This window comes from Gracilibacillus caseinilyticus, assembly GCF_022919115.1.
Lineage (GTDB): Bacteria > Bacillota > Bacilli > Bacillales > Amphibacillaceae > Gracilibacillus > Gracilibacillus caseinilyticus.
In genome coordinates, this window is record NZ_CP095072.1 from 4467376 (window position 1) to 4483359 (window position 15984).

The 15984-nt window shown below is 38.3% G+C and carries 21 protein-coding genes; 4 read left to right on the forward strand and 17 right to left on the reverse strand.

Going from position 1 to position 15984, the window contains the following annotated elements:
- Positions 1–44: 44 nt before the first annotated feature.
- From MUN88_RS21360 to MUN88_RS21380, 5 genes are all read right to left on the reverse strand, one after another.
- Positions 45–653, reverse strand: coding sequence for a transglutaminase-like domain-containing protein (locus tag MUN88_RS21360; RefSeq protein WP_244719219.1), 609 nt, complete (start codon positions 651–653; stop codon positions 45–47).
- 77 nt (positions 654–730) lie between these two features.
- Positions 731–1561 carry an SDR family oxidoreductase gene (locus tag MUN88_RS21365; protein ID WP_244719221.1) on the reverse strand — a complete coding sequence of 277 codons (831 nt, stop codon included), beginning with the start codon at positions 1559–1561 and terminating at the stop codon, positions 731–733.
- A gap of 858 nt (positions 1562–2419) precedes the next feature.
- A complete protein-coding gene (locus MUN88_RS21370; RefSeq protein WP_244719223.1) occupies positions 2420–3331 on the reverse strand; it encodes a glycine betaine ABC transporter substrate-binding protein in 912 nt (303 codons plus the stop codon).
- Positions 3332–3398: 67 nt separating this feature from the next.
- Positions 3399–4235, reverse strand: coding sequence for an ABC transporter permease (locus tag MUN88_RS21375; RefSeq protein WP_244719225.1), 837 nt, complete (start codon positions 4233–4235; stop codon positions 3399–3401).
- A complete protein-coding gene (locus MUN88_RS21380) occupies positions 4228–5424 on the reverse strand; it encodes a quaternary amine ABC transporter ATP-binding protein (protein WP_244719227.1) in 1197 nt (398 codons plus the stop codon). Before MUN88_RS21380 ends, MUN88_RS21375 begins: the two co-directional genes overlap by 8 nt.
- 233 nt (positions 5425–5657) lie before the next feature.
- Here MUN88_RS21380 and MUN88_RS21385 point away from each other — a divergent pair, with 233 nt between their 5' ends.
- Entirely contained in the window at positions 5658–6149 is a 492-nt protein-coding gene (locus tag MUN88_RS21385) for a GbsR/MarR family transcriptional regulator (RefSeq protein WP_244719230.1), read from the forward strand.
- A 70-nt stretch (positions 6150–6219) separates the two neighbouring features.
- On the opposite strand, the gene MUN88_RS21390 is transcribed toward MUN88_RS21385, so the two are convergent.
- The 5 genes from MUN88_RS21390 to MUN88_RS21410 form a co-directional block, all read right to left on the reverse strand.
- A complete protein-coding gene (locus tag MUN88_RS21390; protein WP_244719231.1) occupies positions 6220–6555 on the reverse strand; it encodes a type 1 periplasmic-binding domain-containing protein in 336 nt (111 codons plus the stop codon).
- Positions 6556–6638: 83 nt separating this feature from the next.
- Positions 6639–6842 (reverse strand): type 1 periplasmic-binding domain-containing protein, encoded by a 204-nt coding sequence (locus MUN88_RS21395; protein WP_244719233.1) that lies wholly within the window; start codon positions 6840–6842, stop codon positions 6639–6641.
- 180 nt (positions 6843–7022) lie between these two features.
- Positions 7023–7205, reverse strand: a complete 183-nt coding sequence (locus MUN88_RS21400) for a hypothetical protein (RefSeq protein ID WP_244719235.1) — start codon at positions 7203–7205, stop codon at positions 7023–7025.
- Positions 7206–7360: 155 nt separating this feature from the next.
- On the reverse strand, positions 7361–8257 hold the full coding sequence (locus MUN88_RS21405) for a hypothetical protein (protein ID WP_244719237.1): 897 nt from the start codon (positions 8255–8257) through the stop codon (positions 7361–7363).
- A 111-nt stretch (positions 8258–8368) separates the two neighbouring features.
- Positions 8369–8821, reverse strand: coding sequence for a MarR family transcriptional regulator (locus MUN88_RS21410; RefSeq protein ID WP_244719239.1), 453 nt, complete (start codon positions 8819–8821; stop codon positions 8369–8371).
- A gap of 94 nt (positions 8822–8915) precedes the next feature.
- Here MUN88_RS21410 and MUN88_RS21415 point away from each other — a divergent pair, with 94 nt between their 5' ends.
- Positions 8916–9839, forward strand: a complete 924-nt coding sequence (locus tag MUN88_RS21415) for an ATP-binding cassette domain-containing protein (RefSeq protein ID WP_244719240.1) — start codon at positions 8916–8918, stop codon at positions 9837–9839.
- A 13-nt stretch (positions 9840–9852) separates the two neighbouring features.
- Positions 9853–10680 carry an ABC transporter permease gene (locus MUN88_RS21420; protein ID WP_244719242.1) on the forward strand — a complete coding sequence of 276 codons (828 nt, stop codon included), beginning with the start codon at positions 9853–9855 and terminating at the stop codon, positions 10678–10680.
- A gap of 936 nt (positions 10681–11616) precedes the next feature.
- Here the strand turns inward: MUN88_RS21420 and MUN88_RS21425 are convergent.
- From MUN88_RS21425 to MUN88_RS21455, 7 genes are read right to left on the reverse strand one after another with little or no spacing between them, the layout of a single operon-like run.
- The gene (locus MUN88_RS21425) at positions 11617–12360 is read right to left on the reverse strand and encodes a class I SAM-dependent methyltransferase (protein WP_244719244.1); all 744 of its coding nucleotides are present in this window, start codon (positions 12358–12360) and stop codon (positions 11617–11619) included.
- 5 nt (positions 12361–12365) lie between these two features.
- Positions 12366–13097, reverse strand: coding sequence for an AAA family ATPase (locus tag MUN88_RS21430; protein WP_244719246.1), 732 nt, complete (start codon positions 13095–13097; stop codon positions 12366–12368).
- An 8-nt stretch (positions 13098–13105) separates the two neighbouring features.
- The gene (locus MUN88_RS21435) at positions 13106–13792 is read right to left on the reverse strand and encodes a response regulator transcription factor (RefSeq protein WP_244719248.1); all 687 of its coding nucleotides are present in this window, start codon (positions 13790–13792) and stop codon (positions 13106–13108) included.
- The gene (locus MUN88_RS21440; protein WP_369809913.1) at positions 13785–14015 is read right to left on the reverse strand and encodes a sensor histidine kinase; all 231 of its coding nucleotides are present in this window, start codon (positions 14013–14015) and stop codon (positions 13785–13787) included. The genes MUN88_RS21435 and MUN88_RS21440 overlap by 8 nt, the downstream gene beginning before the upstream one ends.
- A complete protein-coding gene (locus tag MUN88_RS21445) occupies positions 14002–14868 on the reverse strand; it encodes a sensor histidine kinase (RefSeq protein ID WP_244719249.1) in 867 nt (288 codons plus the stop codon). The genes MUN88_RS21440 and MUN88_RS21445 overlap by 14 nt, the downstream gene beginning before the upstream one ends.
- Positions 14869–14921: 53 nt before the next feature.
- Complete coding sequence (locus MUN88_RS21450) at positions 14922–15113, reverse strand: DUF5957 family protein (protein WP_244719251.1); 192 nt, start codon at positions 15111–15113, stop codon at positions 14922–14924.
- Complete coding sequence (locus MUN88_RS21455; protein ID WP_244719253.1) at positions 15113–15499, reverse strand: DUF6220 domain-containing protein; 387 nt, start codon at positions 15497–15499, stop codon at positions 15113–15115. The genes MUN88_RS21450 and MUN88_RS21455 overlap by 1 nt, the downstream gene beginning before the upstream one ends.
- Positions 15500–15662: 163 nt before the next feature.
- Here MUN88_RS21455 and MUN88_RS21460 point away from each other — a divergent pair, with 163 nt between their 5' ends.
- Complete coding sequence (locus MUN88_RS21460; protein WP_244719255.1) at positions 15663–15959, forward strand: hypothetical protein; 297 nt, start codon at positions 15663–15665, stop codon at positions 15957–15959.
- The last annotated feature ends 25 nt before the right edge of the window (positions 15960–15984 follow it).

A 15984-nucleotide genomic window follows, 5' to 3' on the forward strand; every position in this document is an offset into this window, starting at 1 on the left:
TATCATGGAAACGATTTATTTTCCATGAACGTTCCAATTAGCCCTTAAAGCTTTTCCGGCAAATAATTCTGATAGATTTCTAACATATCAGAATGATGCTTTAAAACATCCAAAGTTTGTTGATTTGGTCTTACATAAATTGTAGGATAATCGATTTCATCAAATTGCTTTTGAACCGGGAATGCTAATCGCTCTTCATCGAGCGAGAATTGTGCATCAACACTGTCATTATTCCCTCTTGCATCTAACCTGATCCATTTGTCCAACGTCTGTAAATAAACTGCATTTAATGCATGCAGCGAATAGCCTTTTTCAAATGTATCAAATAGCATTAATCGCTGATAACAAAAACCTGTCGGAATACCTTGACACCGTAATAATGCAGCAAAAAGATTTGCTTTTGCATAACAGATTCCTTCTTTAAATCGAAGAACCTCCGATGCTTTACATGTTACTCTTCTACTTTGGATATCCCATACGTGGTTGATTTGATCACGCATGAAAAGGAACGCTATCTTCGTTTTTTCAATCTCTGTTTGCGATGCATTGAACAAACTGCTAGCAACTTGTTTAACGAGAGGATTTGAGAAGTCTACCATTTTGGACTCCTCCAAATAATCCTGAATTTTATCAGATTCACTAATAAGTTCCACCAGCAATCACCTTTCTTTTTTTGAATAAAGATACATTTTATTTTATAATTATACATTTTGTCATTTCGGTTTTCCACCTATTTTTGCAATGTTTTTAAGATAATTTTTTCTAGTAATTGCCAAGGTAATAAGCGCTTAGCAAAGAACATGGCAGCTGCTCCTTTACCGATTGGATAACGCAACTTAGGCTTGGAACGATTACAAATTTTAATAATTAAATCTGCAATTTCTTTCGGGTTCTGGTCGGTGTTTGCTGATTGCTTCGCATAGTTAAATACTGAATATTTCAGTGGATCAGCTTGCATTCTTTCTTGATCAATGGTCTGCAAACTCTTTTGCCAGATAGCCGTCTGATAAGAAGAAGGTTCGATAATAGATACATAAATATTTCGCTGTAATAATTCCAATCTTAAACTTTCACTAAAACCTTCTAACGCAAATTTAGATGTACAATAGCTACTTAACCCTGGAAATCCGATCATTCCACTCACACTGCTAATATTAATGATGTTCGCTTTATCTGCCTGTTCCAGAAACGGCAACATTGCAATGGTTACACGAAATACCCCATGCAAGTTCACATTTAATTGCTGTTCAAAAGCTTCAGTCGATAGATCCGATACAAATCCGCCATGCGAATAACCAGCATTATTAACAAGTAAATCGAGCTTTAGACAGTTTTGTTTCATATACTGTGTGACCTGTTCAATATGCTTTTCATTTGTGACGTCCATTTCTAAAATTGTGATCCTATTAGTTAACTTTAATTCTGCTGCCTTATCGATTAAAGTTTGTTGGGAGTGAATGGTTCTCATCGTCGCAATTACATGATAGCCACTTTTGACCAGTTCAAGTGCTGTCACAAGTCCGAACCCACTTCCAGCCCCTGTAATTAAAGCCGTTTTCAATATAGCTCTCCCCTTTTCTTTTAGTTTAACACAGTACTTGAGGGTGAATAGTTTTACACAGTTTTGATGAATTTTCTTATCCTTCGATTTTTTCAAAAATAAGAGTTTTAAGACTATTTTATTCTTTTCTTTTCTATTGCACGTAAGAACATGCACTTATGAACGTTTCTTCTCCCTTTACACAACTACCTATAATATGGATTATGTCTAGCTTGGTGATAAATTTGAAATTGTTAATGTGCTGGGAGACCGCTCCGGCCAACCACTTCGCGTCCTGCGGGGCACGGCTGAAGCTAACTTTGAAAAGAAGACCGCTTTACAAAGTGGATCTTCAGCACCTGCTCAATCCCGAGGGAGTCTACGTGGTTGGCCTGCGCTAGGATAGGTACTCTACAACTTTTGTAAGAGCTAGCATATTGAGTGCATCCATAAATAATAGCATTTAAATCAATAACATAATGCCTAGAACCACTGCTTTTGACTGTTCCATACGTTGTAGCACTTCACTGAACGCAGGAAATATGCGAAGACTCCCGTGGGATCAGCGCGAGCTGAAGATCCACTTTGTCTGTGCATGTGTCTGCAAGTATGTCTTCGAAGTGGGCTTTTCGGCACAAGGCAGCAAAGAAGCAGTGAAAGTAGTAGCCTAGCTGAAGCCGTGCCCCACAGGATGCGAAGCATATTTCCGGAGCTTTGTTACGCATATACTACATATCAAAATTACCACATCGCTATAGTTTACCTGACATAATCCATATTATAAGAATCCAAATATCTATGTAACGTGCCTTCATGACAGTCATTAAACTAAATACAAAAACCCCCCTCTTATAATAAGAGGGGGATTCATACTAAATATTACTCAACGCCTTTAGTCCATTCGTCTACTTTGTCTTGGTTTTCTTCAACCCATGCTTCTGCAGCGTCATCTGGATCTTCACCATTTACGACTACATCAACCATAACAGAGTTGATATCTTCTTGTGTCCAGTTGAACTGGTCTAATACTTTATAAACATTTGGTAAGTCTTCTTTTAGTCCCTGACGTACCATTGTTTTGATATTTTCTGCTTCACCGTAAGCACCTTTAGGATCTTCTAAATATTTAAGATCATATTCAGAGAACATCCAGTGTGGAGACCAGCCAGTAATAACGATTTCTTCTTCATTTTCAATTGCGTCACCTAAAGCAGTTGTCATTGCACCACTTGAAGAAGTTTGCAGTTCCCAATCGCTTAAGTTACCGTATTCTTCAAGTACTGTTTCTGTTGCTCCTACTACACCAGAACCTGCTTCAATACCAGTGATAGTCATATCAGCTTGGTCAGATAGATCTTCAATTGACTCAACATCCATATAAGATGGGACAACTAAACCTGTTTTTGCACCTTCAAGGTTTGTTCCTAAATCTTCTACTTGATCACCGAATTCTGCGAACTGTGATTTATGAGTAAGTGGTAACCATGCAGCAACCATACCATCTGCTTCATCATTTGCTACTGCTTCCCACATCGCAGCATTTTCAACTGATGTTAATTCTACTTCATAACCTAAGTCTTCTAATACTTCACCTACAACATGTGTGGAAGCAATTTCTGTATCCCAGTTAACATAAACTAATTGTACTTCTTGATCATTACCCACAGAAGCTGACTCATCTGAACCATTATCACTTTCTTCTTCAGATCCGTTTCCGCCGCCACATGCAGCTAGAACTAACACTAAACCTAGTACAGCAATTAATCCAAAAGATTTCCATGTTTTCAACATTAATAGAACTCCCCTTTGTTAATTTTTTATATATTTAACTTCCCTGATAGACAGGGAAGTTATTCACTTATTTTTTGTTCACATTCTGAGATAGTCGGTCAATAATAATCGCTAGGATTACAATTCCTAAACCTGCAACGAAACCTGGACCACCTCGTGAACGTTGTAACGCTGTTAATACTTCATCACCAAGACCGGGTGCACCGATCATAGAAGCGATAACAACCATTGAGAGGGCAAGCATGATCGTTTGGTTTACACCAGCCATCATCGTTTTTCTTGCCATTGGTAATTCTACTTTAAAGAGTTTCTGCGCACCAGTTGTCCCAAACGCATCTGCCGCTTCCACTAATTCGGAAGAAACTTGTCGGATACCAAGATTCGTGAAACGTACTACTGGTGGTGTTGCGAATACTACCGATGCAAAGATACCAGGTACCATACCGATACCAAAGAAAACAACGGCAGGAATTAAGTATACAAAGGCAGGCATTGTCTGCATAAAGTCCAGAATTGGCGTAATAATTCGCTGCGCCCATACACTTTTGGACATCCAAATCCCCGCCGGAATACCAATAATAATCGATATCAGACTGGCGAAGACAACGAGTGTTAATGTTGCCATCAATTGTTCCCATAGTTCCTGGTTATAGACGAACCAAAGTCCAACAATTGAAAATGCAGCTAGACCGAACTTCTTACCTGAAACAAAAAATGCGACTACCGCAACTAATAAAATAATGACAATCGGTGGAATTTCAGCTAACCAATCAGCTGTTGATTCCACAAACTCACCAAAATCATCTTTAATAGGGTCAAAGATAAATTCAAACGTCTCTTGCATCCAATCTGTTGCTAGATCAATCCAATCGGCTAATGGGATTTTTCCGATAAAATCAAGCATCTTCTGTCACCCCATTTCCGTTTGCTAATGCTGCAATAACGGCACCTCTCACGATAATCCCTTTTAACTTGCCATCTTCTACAACGGCTACTGGTACCGGTGAGTCATGAATAATATCAAAAATTTCATGAATTGGTGCCTCCATACCAACTGTAGGCATATTTTTCTGTAAAATATCGCGTAAATCTTTGGATTCTTTGTCTCTTGCACTTTTGACATCATCTGCTGTGACATATCCTTGCAATTGTCTTCCACGATCTACCACATAGATACTTGATAAACCTTGTTCACGAATACGCTCTAATGCAACGCGCGGTCCGTGCTTATCGATGTCAACTGTTTCTGGACGTTTCATAATATGGCTTGCTGTTAACACTTTGGAACGGTCAACATCTTCCACAAATCGTTCTACGTAATCATTCGCAGGATTAACGAGAATTTCTTCTGGTGTACCGATTTGTACGATGGAACCATCCTTCATTAAAGCAATGCGATCACCAATTCTCAACGCCTCATCTAAATCGTGCGTAATAAAAATGATCGTTTTCTTCATTTTTTGTTGCAGATCCAATAATTCGTCTTGCATATCTTTACGAATTAACGGGTCTAACGCTGAGAAAGCCTCATCCATTAACAATACTTCCGGGTCATTCGCTAAGGCACGAGCTAAACCAACACGCTGTTGCATCCCACCGGATAACTGATCCGGATACTGGTGAATAAAGCTTCCCAAGCCTACTAACTGAAGTGCCTCTTCCGCTTTTTTCGCTCGTTCTTCTTTGCTGATACCTTGTACTTCAAGTCCAAATTCAGTGTTTTCCAATACGGTTCGGAACGGAAACAGACCGAACTTTTGGAATACCATACTCATTTTTTCGCGGCGTACTTTTCGTAAAGTATCTTTTCCAACCTTCGCTAAATTCTCGCCACCAACTTCTACATCACCTTCAGTAGGATCGATGAGACGATTTAACAAGCGTACAAGGGTTGATTTACCACTTCCAGAAAGTCCCATAATCACAAAGACTTCTCCTTCTTCTACTTCAAAAGAAGCACGGTTAACACCTACTGTGCATCCTGTTTTTTCTAATATTTGTTCTTTCGTGTAGCCCTCATCCAATAATGAAAGAGCTACTTTAGTCTTTTTGCCGAAAATTTTCGACAAGTCTTTTACCTTAATGACAGACATGAATTAAACCACCTCTTTTTCTTCGACATATTCCGTCATTTCCGAACATCGTTTTTTATGTTACAGGAACATTTCATTTATTTCAACCGTTATGCACTTATTTTTCAGATCGTTACGTTTATAAAGTTTAATCTTTACAAAATGAATTTATTTCCTTTACTATGTATATAGCTTTTTATTTTAGTGTAGTATAAAGTTAAAGTAAGTGCGTTAAAGGAGGTTGTCATAGCTTTATGACACAATCGGATCATAGCCAATTAGAAAGAGTAAACAATCAGATTGTATCTGAATTCTCAAAAACATTAGAGATGTTTTCATTAAACAAAACAGAGGCACAGCTTTTTGTGACCTTGTATTTAAATGAAGCACCGATGACATTAGACGAAATGAAAGAATCTCTTGGCAAAAGCAAAACAGCAATGAGCTATGCCATCCGCAGACTATTGGAATTTAATCTTGTGGAACGCGTCTGGCAAAAAGGCGTGCGCAAAGACTTATATGAAGCGCGAGAAGATTTATACAAAAAATTCATGAAAACCTATGTTAACCGTTGGCTGGCTTCGCTTAATATACAAATCAATAATTTAGCAGAAATACAGGAAGATCTTACTCATTACTCTGATTCACATAAAGAGTTGTTTGAAAGAAAGATACAGGATGCTATTTTCTTTCACCGTTCATTAGAAGAAGTTTTTTCCAGTATCAAAAAAAATGATTTTCTATAGACTATGATCTAGAGAAGCATACATGAAAAAGGCTTGCACTTATCTTGTGCAAGCCTTTTTGGATTATTCATTATACCTTCGAATTTGTCATTATTATTAATATTGTCTTTTTTCTCATTTCTTGCCTTGCTTCTTCCTTCTTAAACGTTTCTTCAGAAGTGGTAATCTTCATAGGGATCTCTTTCCCCGCAACCAACTCTTTCGATGCTTGCATAATTTGCGGACCTAGTAATGGATTACATTCAAATGCCTTATTAGTAGCATCAATCGAAATAATTTTCATGTCATGTCCCGGTCGAAAACCAAAAGCCTCAATCGCCTGAATGGCACCAATTGCTATATCAGCATTATGTGCATAGACAACATCGATCGCATCTCCGTATTTTAACAGCAGCCGTTCCATCATTCTTACCCTTTTCCTAGTGTAAAGTCACCCGGCAATGATTCCAGAATCGTGATATTATTATATTGTTTGATAATTTCTTGAAATTATTGTTTTAGATCAACAGCTGGTGCGGAATTTGAAGTTCCCTCCAATTCCACAATATTGATTGGTGCATTCTTTTGAATGGTCTTCTTATTTTTAACGATCCATTGCACTGCTCTTCTTCCTTCCTCAACGAAATCAGACCTGATAAATGAGGTCCAAAGCGAATCATCTTCGACTTTGATCTCTCTATCGGACAAGATCACTGGGATCCGACTTCTTTTGCTTCTTGCAATACTTCTGTGCAACCATGTTCTACTTTCGGAGAAAATGCAATAACATCTACACCTTGCTGTATAACTCTGCTTCCCGCTTACTCTTCTGCTCTTGGTATACCAAATCAATTAATCGTTCCATTTCATCAATCATCTTATTGTAACTATTACCTAATTGGCCAATCTCGTCTGTATTTTTGATTGGAAACGAAAGTCTAATCTTCCCTCTTCGACATTACGCATTAAGTTTTTTAATTTATTAACTGGTTTCGTTATTCTACTTGCGAATATAACAGATATAATCGAGCCAACAACAAGTATAATTCCTGCTATAACAAAGGTTAACTGTTGCACCTTTGTTACAACTTTAGTTGTTTCACCTAACGAAAATACCCCTGCAACTTTCCAACCTATACCTCCGATTTTTCGCTTAACTTTCTCTTGGTATCTGTTTACATCAAAAAGAACGCCTTATCCCTGAGGGATAAGGCGCATTATACTAGACTTCATTACATCATTTCTTCAATAGACCCGTCATCCTTATTGACAATATACCAGCCAACTGTTGCTGTGTGACTTGTATCACCATTCTGAACGAGCTCATATACTTGTACGACAAAATTACCATTATCATCTTTATGATCCATTACAACTTTCATTTCACTATCTTCTGGAATGTTCAAATGCTGTCTGACCAGGGCCTCCGCTTTCACATCTGTTATTTCACCATTAGATTCGTTTGTTTCTTCGCTCTTATTACTATTCTCATTATTGCCTGCAGAATCACTGCCGCTTTGATTGCTACTGTCATTTTGGCCATCACCATTCGATGTGTCTCCTAAATCTTCCGTGCGCACTTCCTGGACAATCCATTTATCGTCATTTGATGTGAGTACATATGTCATTTTCACTTCACCAATAAGCTCATTTGTTTGCTCTTGGATAATTTCATACTCTGTTTTACTGACTTCTTGCATCTGAAAAGCTTGATCCTCTTTAAACCATATAGGTGCCTCAGTTGGTACAACAAAAAGCTGACCATCAGTCTCCTGGAAATACTGATCAACATAAGAACTTGCTAATTCCTCTGACATGATCGTCATAAATTCTTCTTGTAACGCTTCTTTCGTAGTAAAATCCGACACAGTACCTTGATCATCTGCATTGTTAATAACACGCATTACCGTGTCATGATACTGATTTAATACCTCTGTTGCCTTGTTCTCATCAAGAGTGAAGGTAGATTCTGCATCTCCTGCCTCATCTACATCGTCTGTAGCATCGATTGTTTCTGTATTCCCATTATCATCTGATGATTGCGTATCCTCTTCTGTGTCTTGTGAACACGCTATCAGAGTAACTGAGAGAAAAGCTAGTAAAATCAATACGATTAAATGTTTTTTCATATAGATACTCCCCCTGTTTATTTGTGGTAAAAAAAGTATTTCTATTTACAATTTTCCCTGAAATTAATCATACCAAACTATTAGTCAGCCTCCTATAAGACTTTTTTCCCATCATTCTAATTCTAACAAAATCATATGGATGGTAAGAAAAGCTTGGTGCAACTCGCTTTTTTCTTCATCTGTCAACTTGGAGAATCGCTCCTGAACGATTCGATGTAATTCCATTTTCATTTCAGACGTATATTGTTTGCCATATTTCGAAATTTCCAGATAAGTGATCCGTCTGTCATGGGCGTCCTTCTTTTTCTTAATAAATTCCTTCTCCATCAACTTCTGAATAATCGGTGTTAAATTGGATTTATTGATATCTAATTTTTTGGCAATGAACGTCATTTGAATCGGTTCTTCAGTTTCGATCATTCGTAACACATGAAAATGAGAAAGATGAAGCTCGTCTTTTTTCACAACATGTGATGTACCAAATATTTTTTTGGGCAATAATGGTAAAACACTGAGTGCAGCATCCACAAGTTCATGAGTTAAGACGTCTTTTTCACTCGGCATGTTACACACTCCTTCGAATAAATTGACTTTATCTAGCTGTGGTTGGATAATAGTTATTATATCATAACTATTTCATTCGTGAGGAGGTTTTATATTGAATTCCGTCATATCTGTGAAAGGTTTAACCAAAACATATAAAAAAGTCGAAGCAGTAAAAGGGATCAGTTTTGATGTGAAAGAAGGCGAAATCTTCGGCTTTCTCGGACCGAATGGCGCTGGTAAAAGTACAACAATTAATATGATTTGTACGATGCTAAAAGCTACTTCCGGAGATATTATTATTAATGGTTACGATGCAAATAAAGAAAAAGATGAAGTACGCGCAAGTATTGGTATTATCTTTCAAGAAAATACATTGGACGAAAAATTAACGGCTAACGAAAACCTAAAATTACACTGCCGATTTTACAATGTTCCGAAAGATAAGCGTGATGCTCGTATCCAGGAAGTACTGGAAATTGTGGATCTTGTAGATGAACAAAATCAAAGAGTGGAAGAATATTCTGGCGGGATGAAGCGCCGGCTCGAAATAGCGCGCGGACTTCTCCATTATCCGAAGGTATTGTTCCTGGACGAGCCGACAGTCGGGCTTGACCCCAATACGCGTGCTCATTTATGGGAATATATTTTAAAGCTGAAGGAAAAAGAAGGCATTACGATGTTTTTAACAACGCATTACTTAGATGAAGCAGAAATCAGTGATCGTGTCGCGATTATGGATCAAGGTGAAATCATTGCCATTGATTCCCCTTCTGCTTTAAAGGATCAATTAGGCGGTGACATGATCGAGCTTTCTACGGAAGATAATGAAGCAGCACTGAAAGAAATCGAAGAAAAAATCAGTGATGCGGAGGTCGAGGTAAAAGACAATACCATTCACTTAAAGGTCTCCAGCAGTGACGCGTTTATATCCAAATTTATTAAGACGTTAGAAATTCCGATTACTGCGTTAAACATCCGAAAGCCTACATTAAATGATGTCTTTTTAGCTTATACAGGGCGAAAAATCAAGGATTAAGGAGGGTATTTACATGGAAGGAATTCTCGCGATTTGGCAACGGGATTTAATGAAATTTTTCAGGGATCGGGCTCGATTGTTAGGTTCATTTTCAATGCCGATCCTGTTTCTATTAATATTTGGTGGTGGTTTAAGTGGTACAATGGAATCAATGATGGCAGGTGGAATGGCGGACAGTAGTGAAGGATTTAATTATGTTGAATTTGTCTTCCCTGGTATCGTATCGATGACATTGTTAATGACGGCGATTTTTTCCGCGATGTCTGTAATTGAAGACAAAAATTACGGATATATGAAGGAAATCCTTGTCTCCCCTATTTCACGTGTAAGTATCGCGATCGGGAAAATGCTGGGGGCAGCGTCTGTCTCAACGATTCAAGGTATCATTCTGTTTTTATTAATTCCGTTTCTTGGGCTATCCTATGATATCTGGTCCTTGATTAAGGTCATCCCATTTATGTTTCTGCTCGGGGCTGCTTTATCAGGTGTAGGCTTGCTATTTGCCAGTATGATCAAATCCACTCAAGGCTTCCAGCTTATTGTGCAAATCCTGGTGATGCCTATGATTTTCCTATCTGGCGCCTTATTTCCGATCAACAACATGCCTAGCTGGCTCGATGTCATCGTGAAGCTTAACCCTGTTACGTATGGTGTCGATGTCATGAAAAAAATAATGATTGATGTCGAGAGTCTTCCAGAAACCATTCGTCAAACAATGGGACTTGATATCACCGTATTCGGCCGTTCTGTTACCGTATTCGAGGAAATATTGTTTATTCTGGCATTTGCCGTTGTATTTGTAGCAATAGCTACAATCAGCTTCAAGCGGGCACATGCATGAACGGAATATATTATGTTAGAGTCTGATTTAGCAGCTAAATCAGACTCTTTCTTTTATTAACAAAGAAATTATTTAACTTCAGTCATTAAGATAAGTTGCAGGAGCTATCATGCTTAAGTTAAGTATTATGAGTTCTGATAATATGGATTATGTTAACTAGCTTAGTGGTAACTTTGAAATGATTGATGTGCTAGGACACCGCTCCGGCCAACCACTTCGCGTCCTGCGGGGCACGGCTGAAGCTAACTTTGTGAAGAAGACCGCTTCACAAAGTGGATCTTCAGCACCTGCACGTCCAGCGGAAGTCTACGTGGTTGGCCTACGCTATGATAGTGACTCTACAACTTTTGCTAGTATATGGAGTGGTAATCAACCATAGTTATAATTAAATATCATATAATTCCTATAAAACATTATGCTTAGCACTGCTGCTGTTAGCTGTTCCAATCGTTGTAGCACTTCACTAGAGCGGAGCATATTTCCGGTGCTTTGTTAAGCACACGCTATTTGTCAAAATTACCACTAAGCAGTTAGTTCTTCGCTCATTATACTGCTCCTTCGATAAGTAACAGTAGAGTGAGAAGTTTATTAATCATGCTTGCGGGTCCCATTTCCTCACTTTTACTAGGAATTGTCTGCTTGGCATTCTACTCTGCTATTAACCTTCCGGTAATGATTGATTTTCTTATAAAATCCATATCAAATGCAGCACTGGTACAGTTTTTGATGATAATACCGATCAAGTATCCAACTTTTTTTGGTGCATACAGTGGGCTGCCCAGTGATGGCTATAGAGCGATCAAGCTAATGAAATAGATATACTAACGGAAGACTATCACATACAAATATGATTTATCTTACTGGTGTTATTGTGCTGAAGATGATAAAAATATTCGTTTGACTAATCTCATAGCGAAATGCTGAAATGACAGATCACTACTTCTTTGCCACAATCAAAAAACGTTTAGAATTCGTTACGATTCCTTTTTCTGTCTGATGCGCTGCTACAAAATCTTCAAACCTATTTAAATCATCAGGATACTCACCGAATTTTGGGATAATTGGCGTATATTTTAATAAAAAAAGAAGGTCCTCTGGCCTCTGGTAATACTCAGCGGCATCGTATTCATAGGTTTGAACACTAGTAAACCCAGCTTCCTCCAAGTCTCTCACATAGTCGTCTTTTAGCTGTCCGTCCTGTGATTCCAATGCCTGTCCCCTGCCAAATGCCTTTTTCAAATTTATTTTATCCGCTTCACTCACTTGCTGTGTCATAAAAATCCCAGCTTCTTTCAATACACCCGCCACTTCTTTGGCAGAGAACGGAGCATGACGACTGGTAACAATATCAAAAAAATCATTTGGAAATTGTAATTGTTCAGAAGACATTTGAAAAAATTTCACATTTTTCTGTGATGGTTTACGTGCTTTTTCTATCATACTATGTGACAGATCAATGCCGACCATCAGAAATAATGAAGTGGCTATTTTCGTTAACTGTTCCCCACTTCCACAGCCTAAATCTAACAAACAATCAGATTTTCTCACATTCTTCAACACTTCCTGATAAAACTCCCAGCCGATACCCTCCGTTTTTACTTGGAGCTTGTCAAAATTCCAGCCATTTTCCTTACCAACTTCTTCATAAAATACACGGTAATCAAATTGCTCTTTTTTCATAATCTTCACTCCTCATCCTTAAAAAGTTCCATTAACATCCGCTCACGATTATCAAGAAAATATCTGGTTATCTGATAGTGATCGGTATCCTCATACGCAACTTCAGCAATTCTATCTCGATCAAAACTCCATATTTTCGCATCCGGATACCCTAATAAAATAGGGGAATGGGTTGCTATAATGAATTGACACTGTCCAGATGAAGCTAGATCATGCATTATTCGTAAAAACGCCAGTTGACGTTGCGGGGACAGTGCAGCTTCAGGCTCGTCCAATAAATAGATCGCTTGCTGATGAAATCGGTGCTGAAATAAGGATAAGAAGGATTCGCCATGTGACTGATGATGCAAGGAATCCCCACCGTAAGGATCATATTTACTAAAATCACCTTCCAAAGAATCCACATAAGAGGCAAACTGATGAAACGTCTCCGCTCGCAGGAAAAAGCCATTCGTTACTTTGGGCATCCACGATAACTTCACATAGTCCCCGAGATCCGATTGCGTCGCTTCTGCCTCATAGGAATTGTTGCGACCGCCACCAGCTGTATGAAATCCACACTTATCCGCGATCGCTTCTAACAAGGTAGACTTTCCAGACCCATTTTCTCCCACAAAAAAGGTAACATTGCTTTCTATTTCCAACTGTTCAAGATTTTGAATGACTGGTATGCAAAATGGATAGTCAGATTTTGATTTAACTCTTTTTCTATCTAATGTAATACGTTTTAAATACATCTTTCCACCTACTTTTTTAATCGATAGCCAACGCCCCAGATTGTCTCAATCAATCTCAGCTTAGACGGGTTTTTCTCGATTTTTTCGCGGATCTTACGTATATGGACGGTAACGGTAGAGCTGTCACCTATCGCATCAAATCCCCAAATTCTTTCAAGTAATTGCTCTTTCGTGAAGACATGATTAGGATGACAGGCTAAAAAATAGAGTAGATCATACTCTTTTGCTGTTAGAGTAAGTATTTGTTCATTGACCGAAACTTGTCGAGATTGAGGATCAATCGTGACACTGCCGATTTCGATTAATTGATGTGTTCCCTCCCGGTTGGTCAGCCGTCTGTATCTTGCTATATGAGCTTTCACCCGTGCTAACAGTTCATTAGGGTTAAACGGTTTGACAATGTAGTCATCCGCGCCTCGGTTAAAGCCCTTGATTTTATCTATATCTTCTTTTCGTGCGGTCACCATCAAAATTGGAATATCTAATGTTCTCCGTAATTGTTCACACAGCTCCCAGCCATCTGTACCCGGGAGCATAATATCCAGGATAATTAGATCATATGACTGGTGCTTGATCGCCCGATTTGCTTGCTCACCGTCCATCGAAATCGTCACATCAAAACCACTTAATTCTAAATAATCCTTTTCCAGTTCGGCAATGCTCATTTCATCTTCTACAATTAAGACTTTATTCATTGTGTTCACCTTTTTTCAATTGAAAATAAATCGTTGTTCCTTTGCCAGGCACACTTTCTGCCCAAACAGAACCTTGATGGACCTCGATAATTTTCTTCACAATCGCCAGTCCTAATCCACTGCCACCTGTAGCTGAATTACGTGAGAAGTCCGTTCGATAAAATTGATCAAATACAAAAGGTAATGCTGCCTGATCAATGCCGATTCCATTATCTTTCATCATCAGTATAACAATTTTCTTCCTTTTCTGTAATCGAGAAGATAATTTTTGACTTATTATTATTTTGATACTTCACACTGTTCGTGACCACATTCCGTATAGCTCGGTGTAATTGTTCACGGTCTGCTTCGATGAGCGTCCTGCCGGATTGCTGCAAAGAAAACTCGATCATTGGATATTGAAATCGTAATTCTTCGATAATGTCGTGACAATAGGACACAAGATCGATGGTATCAAAGTGAAAAGGCATGCGTTGCAAATCCAGCTTCGAATAAACAAACAGCTCATCGACCATGTATTCCAATGCTTCAGTTTTGTCATAAATCGTTCTCATATATCGATCATGTTTGTCCTCAGTATCTGCAACACCGTCTAATACGCCCTGGACATAACCTTTGATTGACGTAATGGGAGTCCGTAAATCATGGGAGATGCTAGCGATCAGTTCACGACGGTTCGTTTCATATTTTTCCTGCGTCTGTTTCGCCGTTTGCAAACTGTTACGCATCTCTTCCATCATATCAGCTAACTCACCAAGCTCATCATTAGTTGACACCTGAATGGGTTCATCGAGATTTCCTTGCTTTATTTTCCCTGCCGCATTTCTTAATTGTTGAATCGGCTTAATGATCGTCCATGAAACGAAATAGGTCAGCAATCCATTCGTTAATACGAGTACAAGAATTACACCTGCTAAACGATAATTCATAAATGTTTGCATCACCTGTTCATTACGAGTTCCATCACCTTTCACGAAAAACAAATAACCAAGTAAGATTTCGATTAACAAAAAACCGATGACTGGTGCAACAATCATCGCAATATTAGAAACTACTAACCTTTTTTTGATCGACATCGTAACACCTGCCTTTGCCAAGATTATATAGAAAAGCGAATAAATAAGCCAATTTATCCGTAACGCTTGAAATCACTAATTGGAACTATAACAGCACCAACAACACCTACATATACGGAGAGGTATTTAATACTCAATACAGTTTGGAATAAAAGCATCCCGGCCATTCCAATTACACTTGATAACGCAATCCCTATTACAGATCCTCCTATAAAACCTATAATTATCCCGATAAAGAGTCTCATTATGTCTGCTCCTTTTTCATATAATGATATAACTTGAACACTTTCCAACAAGCAACAAACAATAGTCCTGTACCAATCATTGGATGCATGGCAGTAAGCAGAGGCAACTTCCCACTCATATTTGCTGTAAAGTACATTACAAATACGAGAGACATCACGCCAAACAATTGCAAATACGCCCAACCCGGTAATTTGGCAAGCCAAGCAAGCACGAACATCAATAATGGTACATTAAATCCAAATAGGTGGATAAAAAACGTGTGATCTCCCCAGTGCAATGGACTTATGAACACCGCCATTCCAGCAATAACAAACTGTGCCGTAACACTAAGCAGAAATAAAATAGCAAGTCCTGCATACATATAGGTAAAAAAACGATATTTCAATATCATGACCCCCTCTGTTTGATAAGTACATGATACCGAGCATTTCTAAACAGCTGCTTAGCGATTTATTAATTTTTTATTAAATATATTTACTTACATTGGAAAAAAATAATTCATTTGATAAGATGTGTTTAAATGTTGAACACGTATAAGGAGTGTTGAAATGAACCTTGTTATTCTAATCTTGTCGATCGTGGTTTTCCTTATATCACTTAAGCTATTATCAGTAGTTAACTATCGAGGAGAACATTCTTACTTTACCGAAATTAAACAGAATTGTTTTTCTTTAATTTGTGGCCTTTCCGTAATTGTTTCACTCTTATCAGCAACTTATCAGACTTGGGTGCTTGTCGGCAGTCCGAATTCATTTGCTGGCGGTTATTTCGTATTAGGCACCGCTCTTTTATTGGTCATTGCTAGTTTTGTTCTATTTTATAAATTCAGTCAAAGAGAGAGCTAATGATGGCAGTAGAATTGCATAGCCT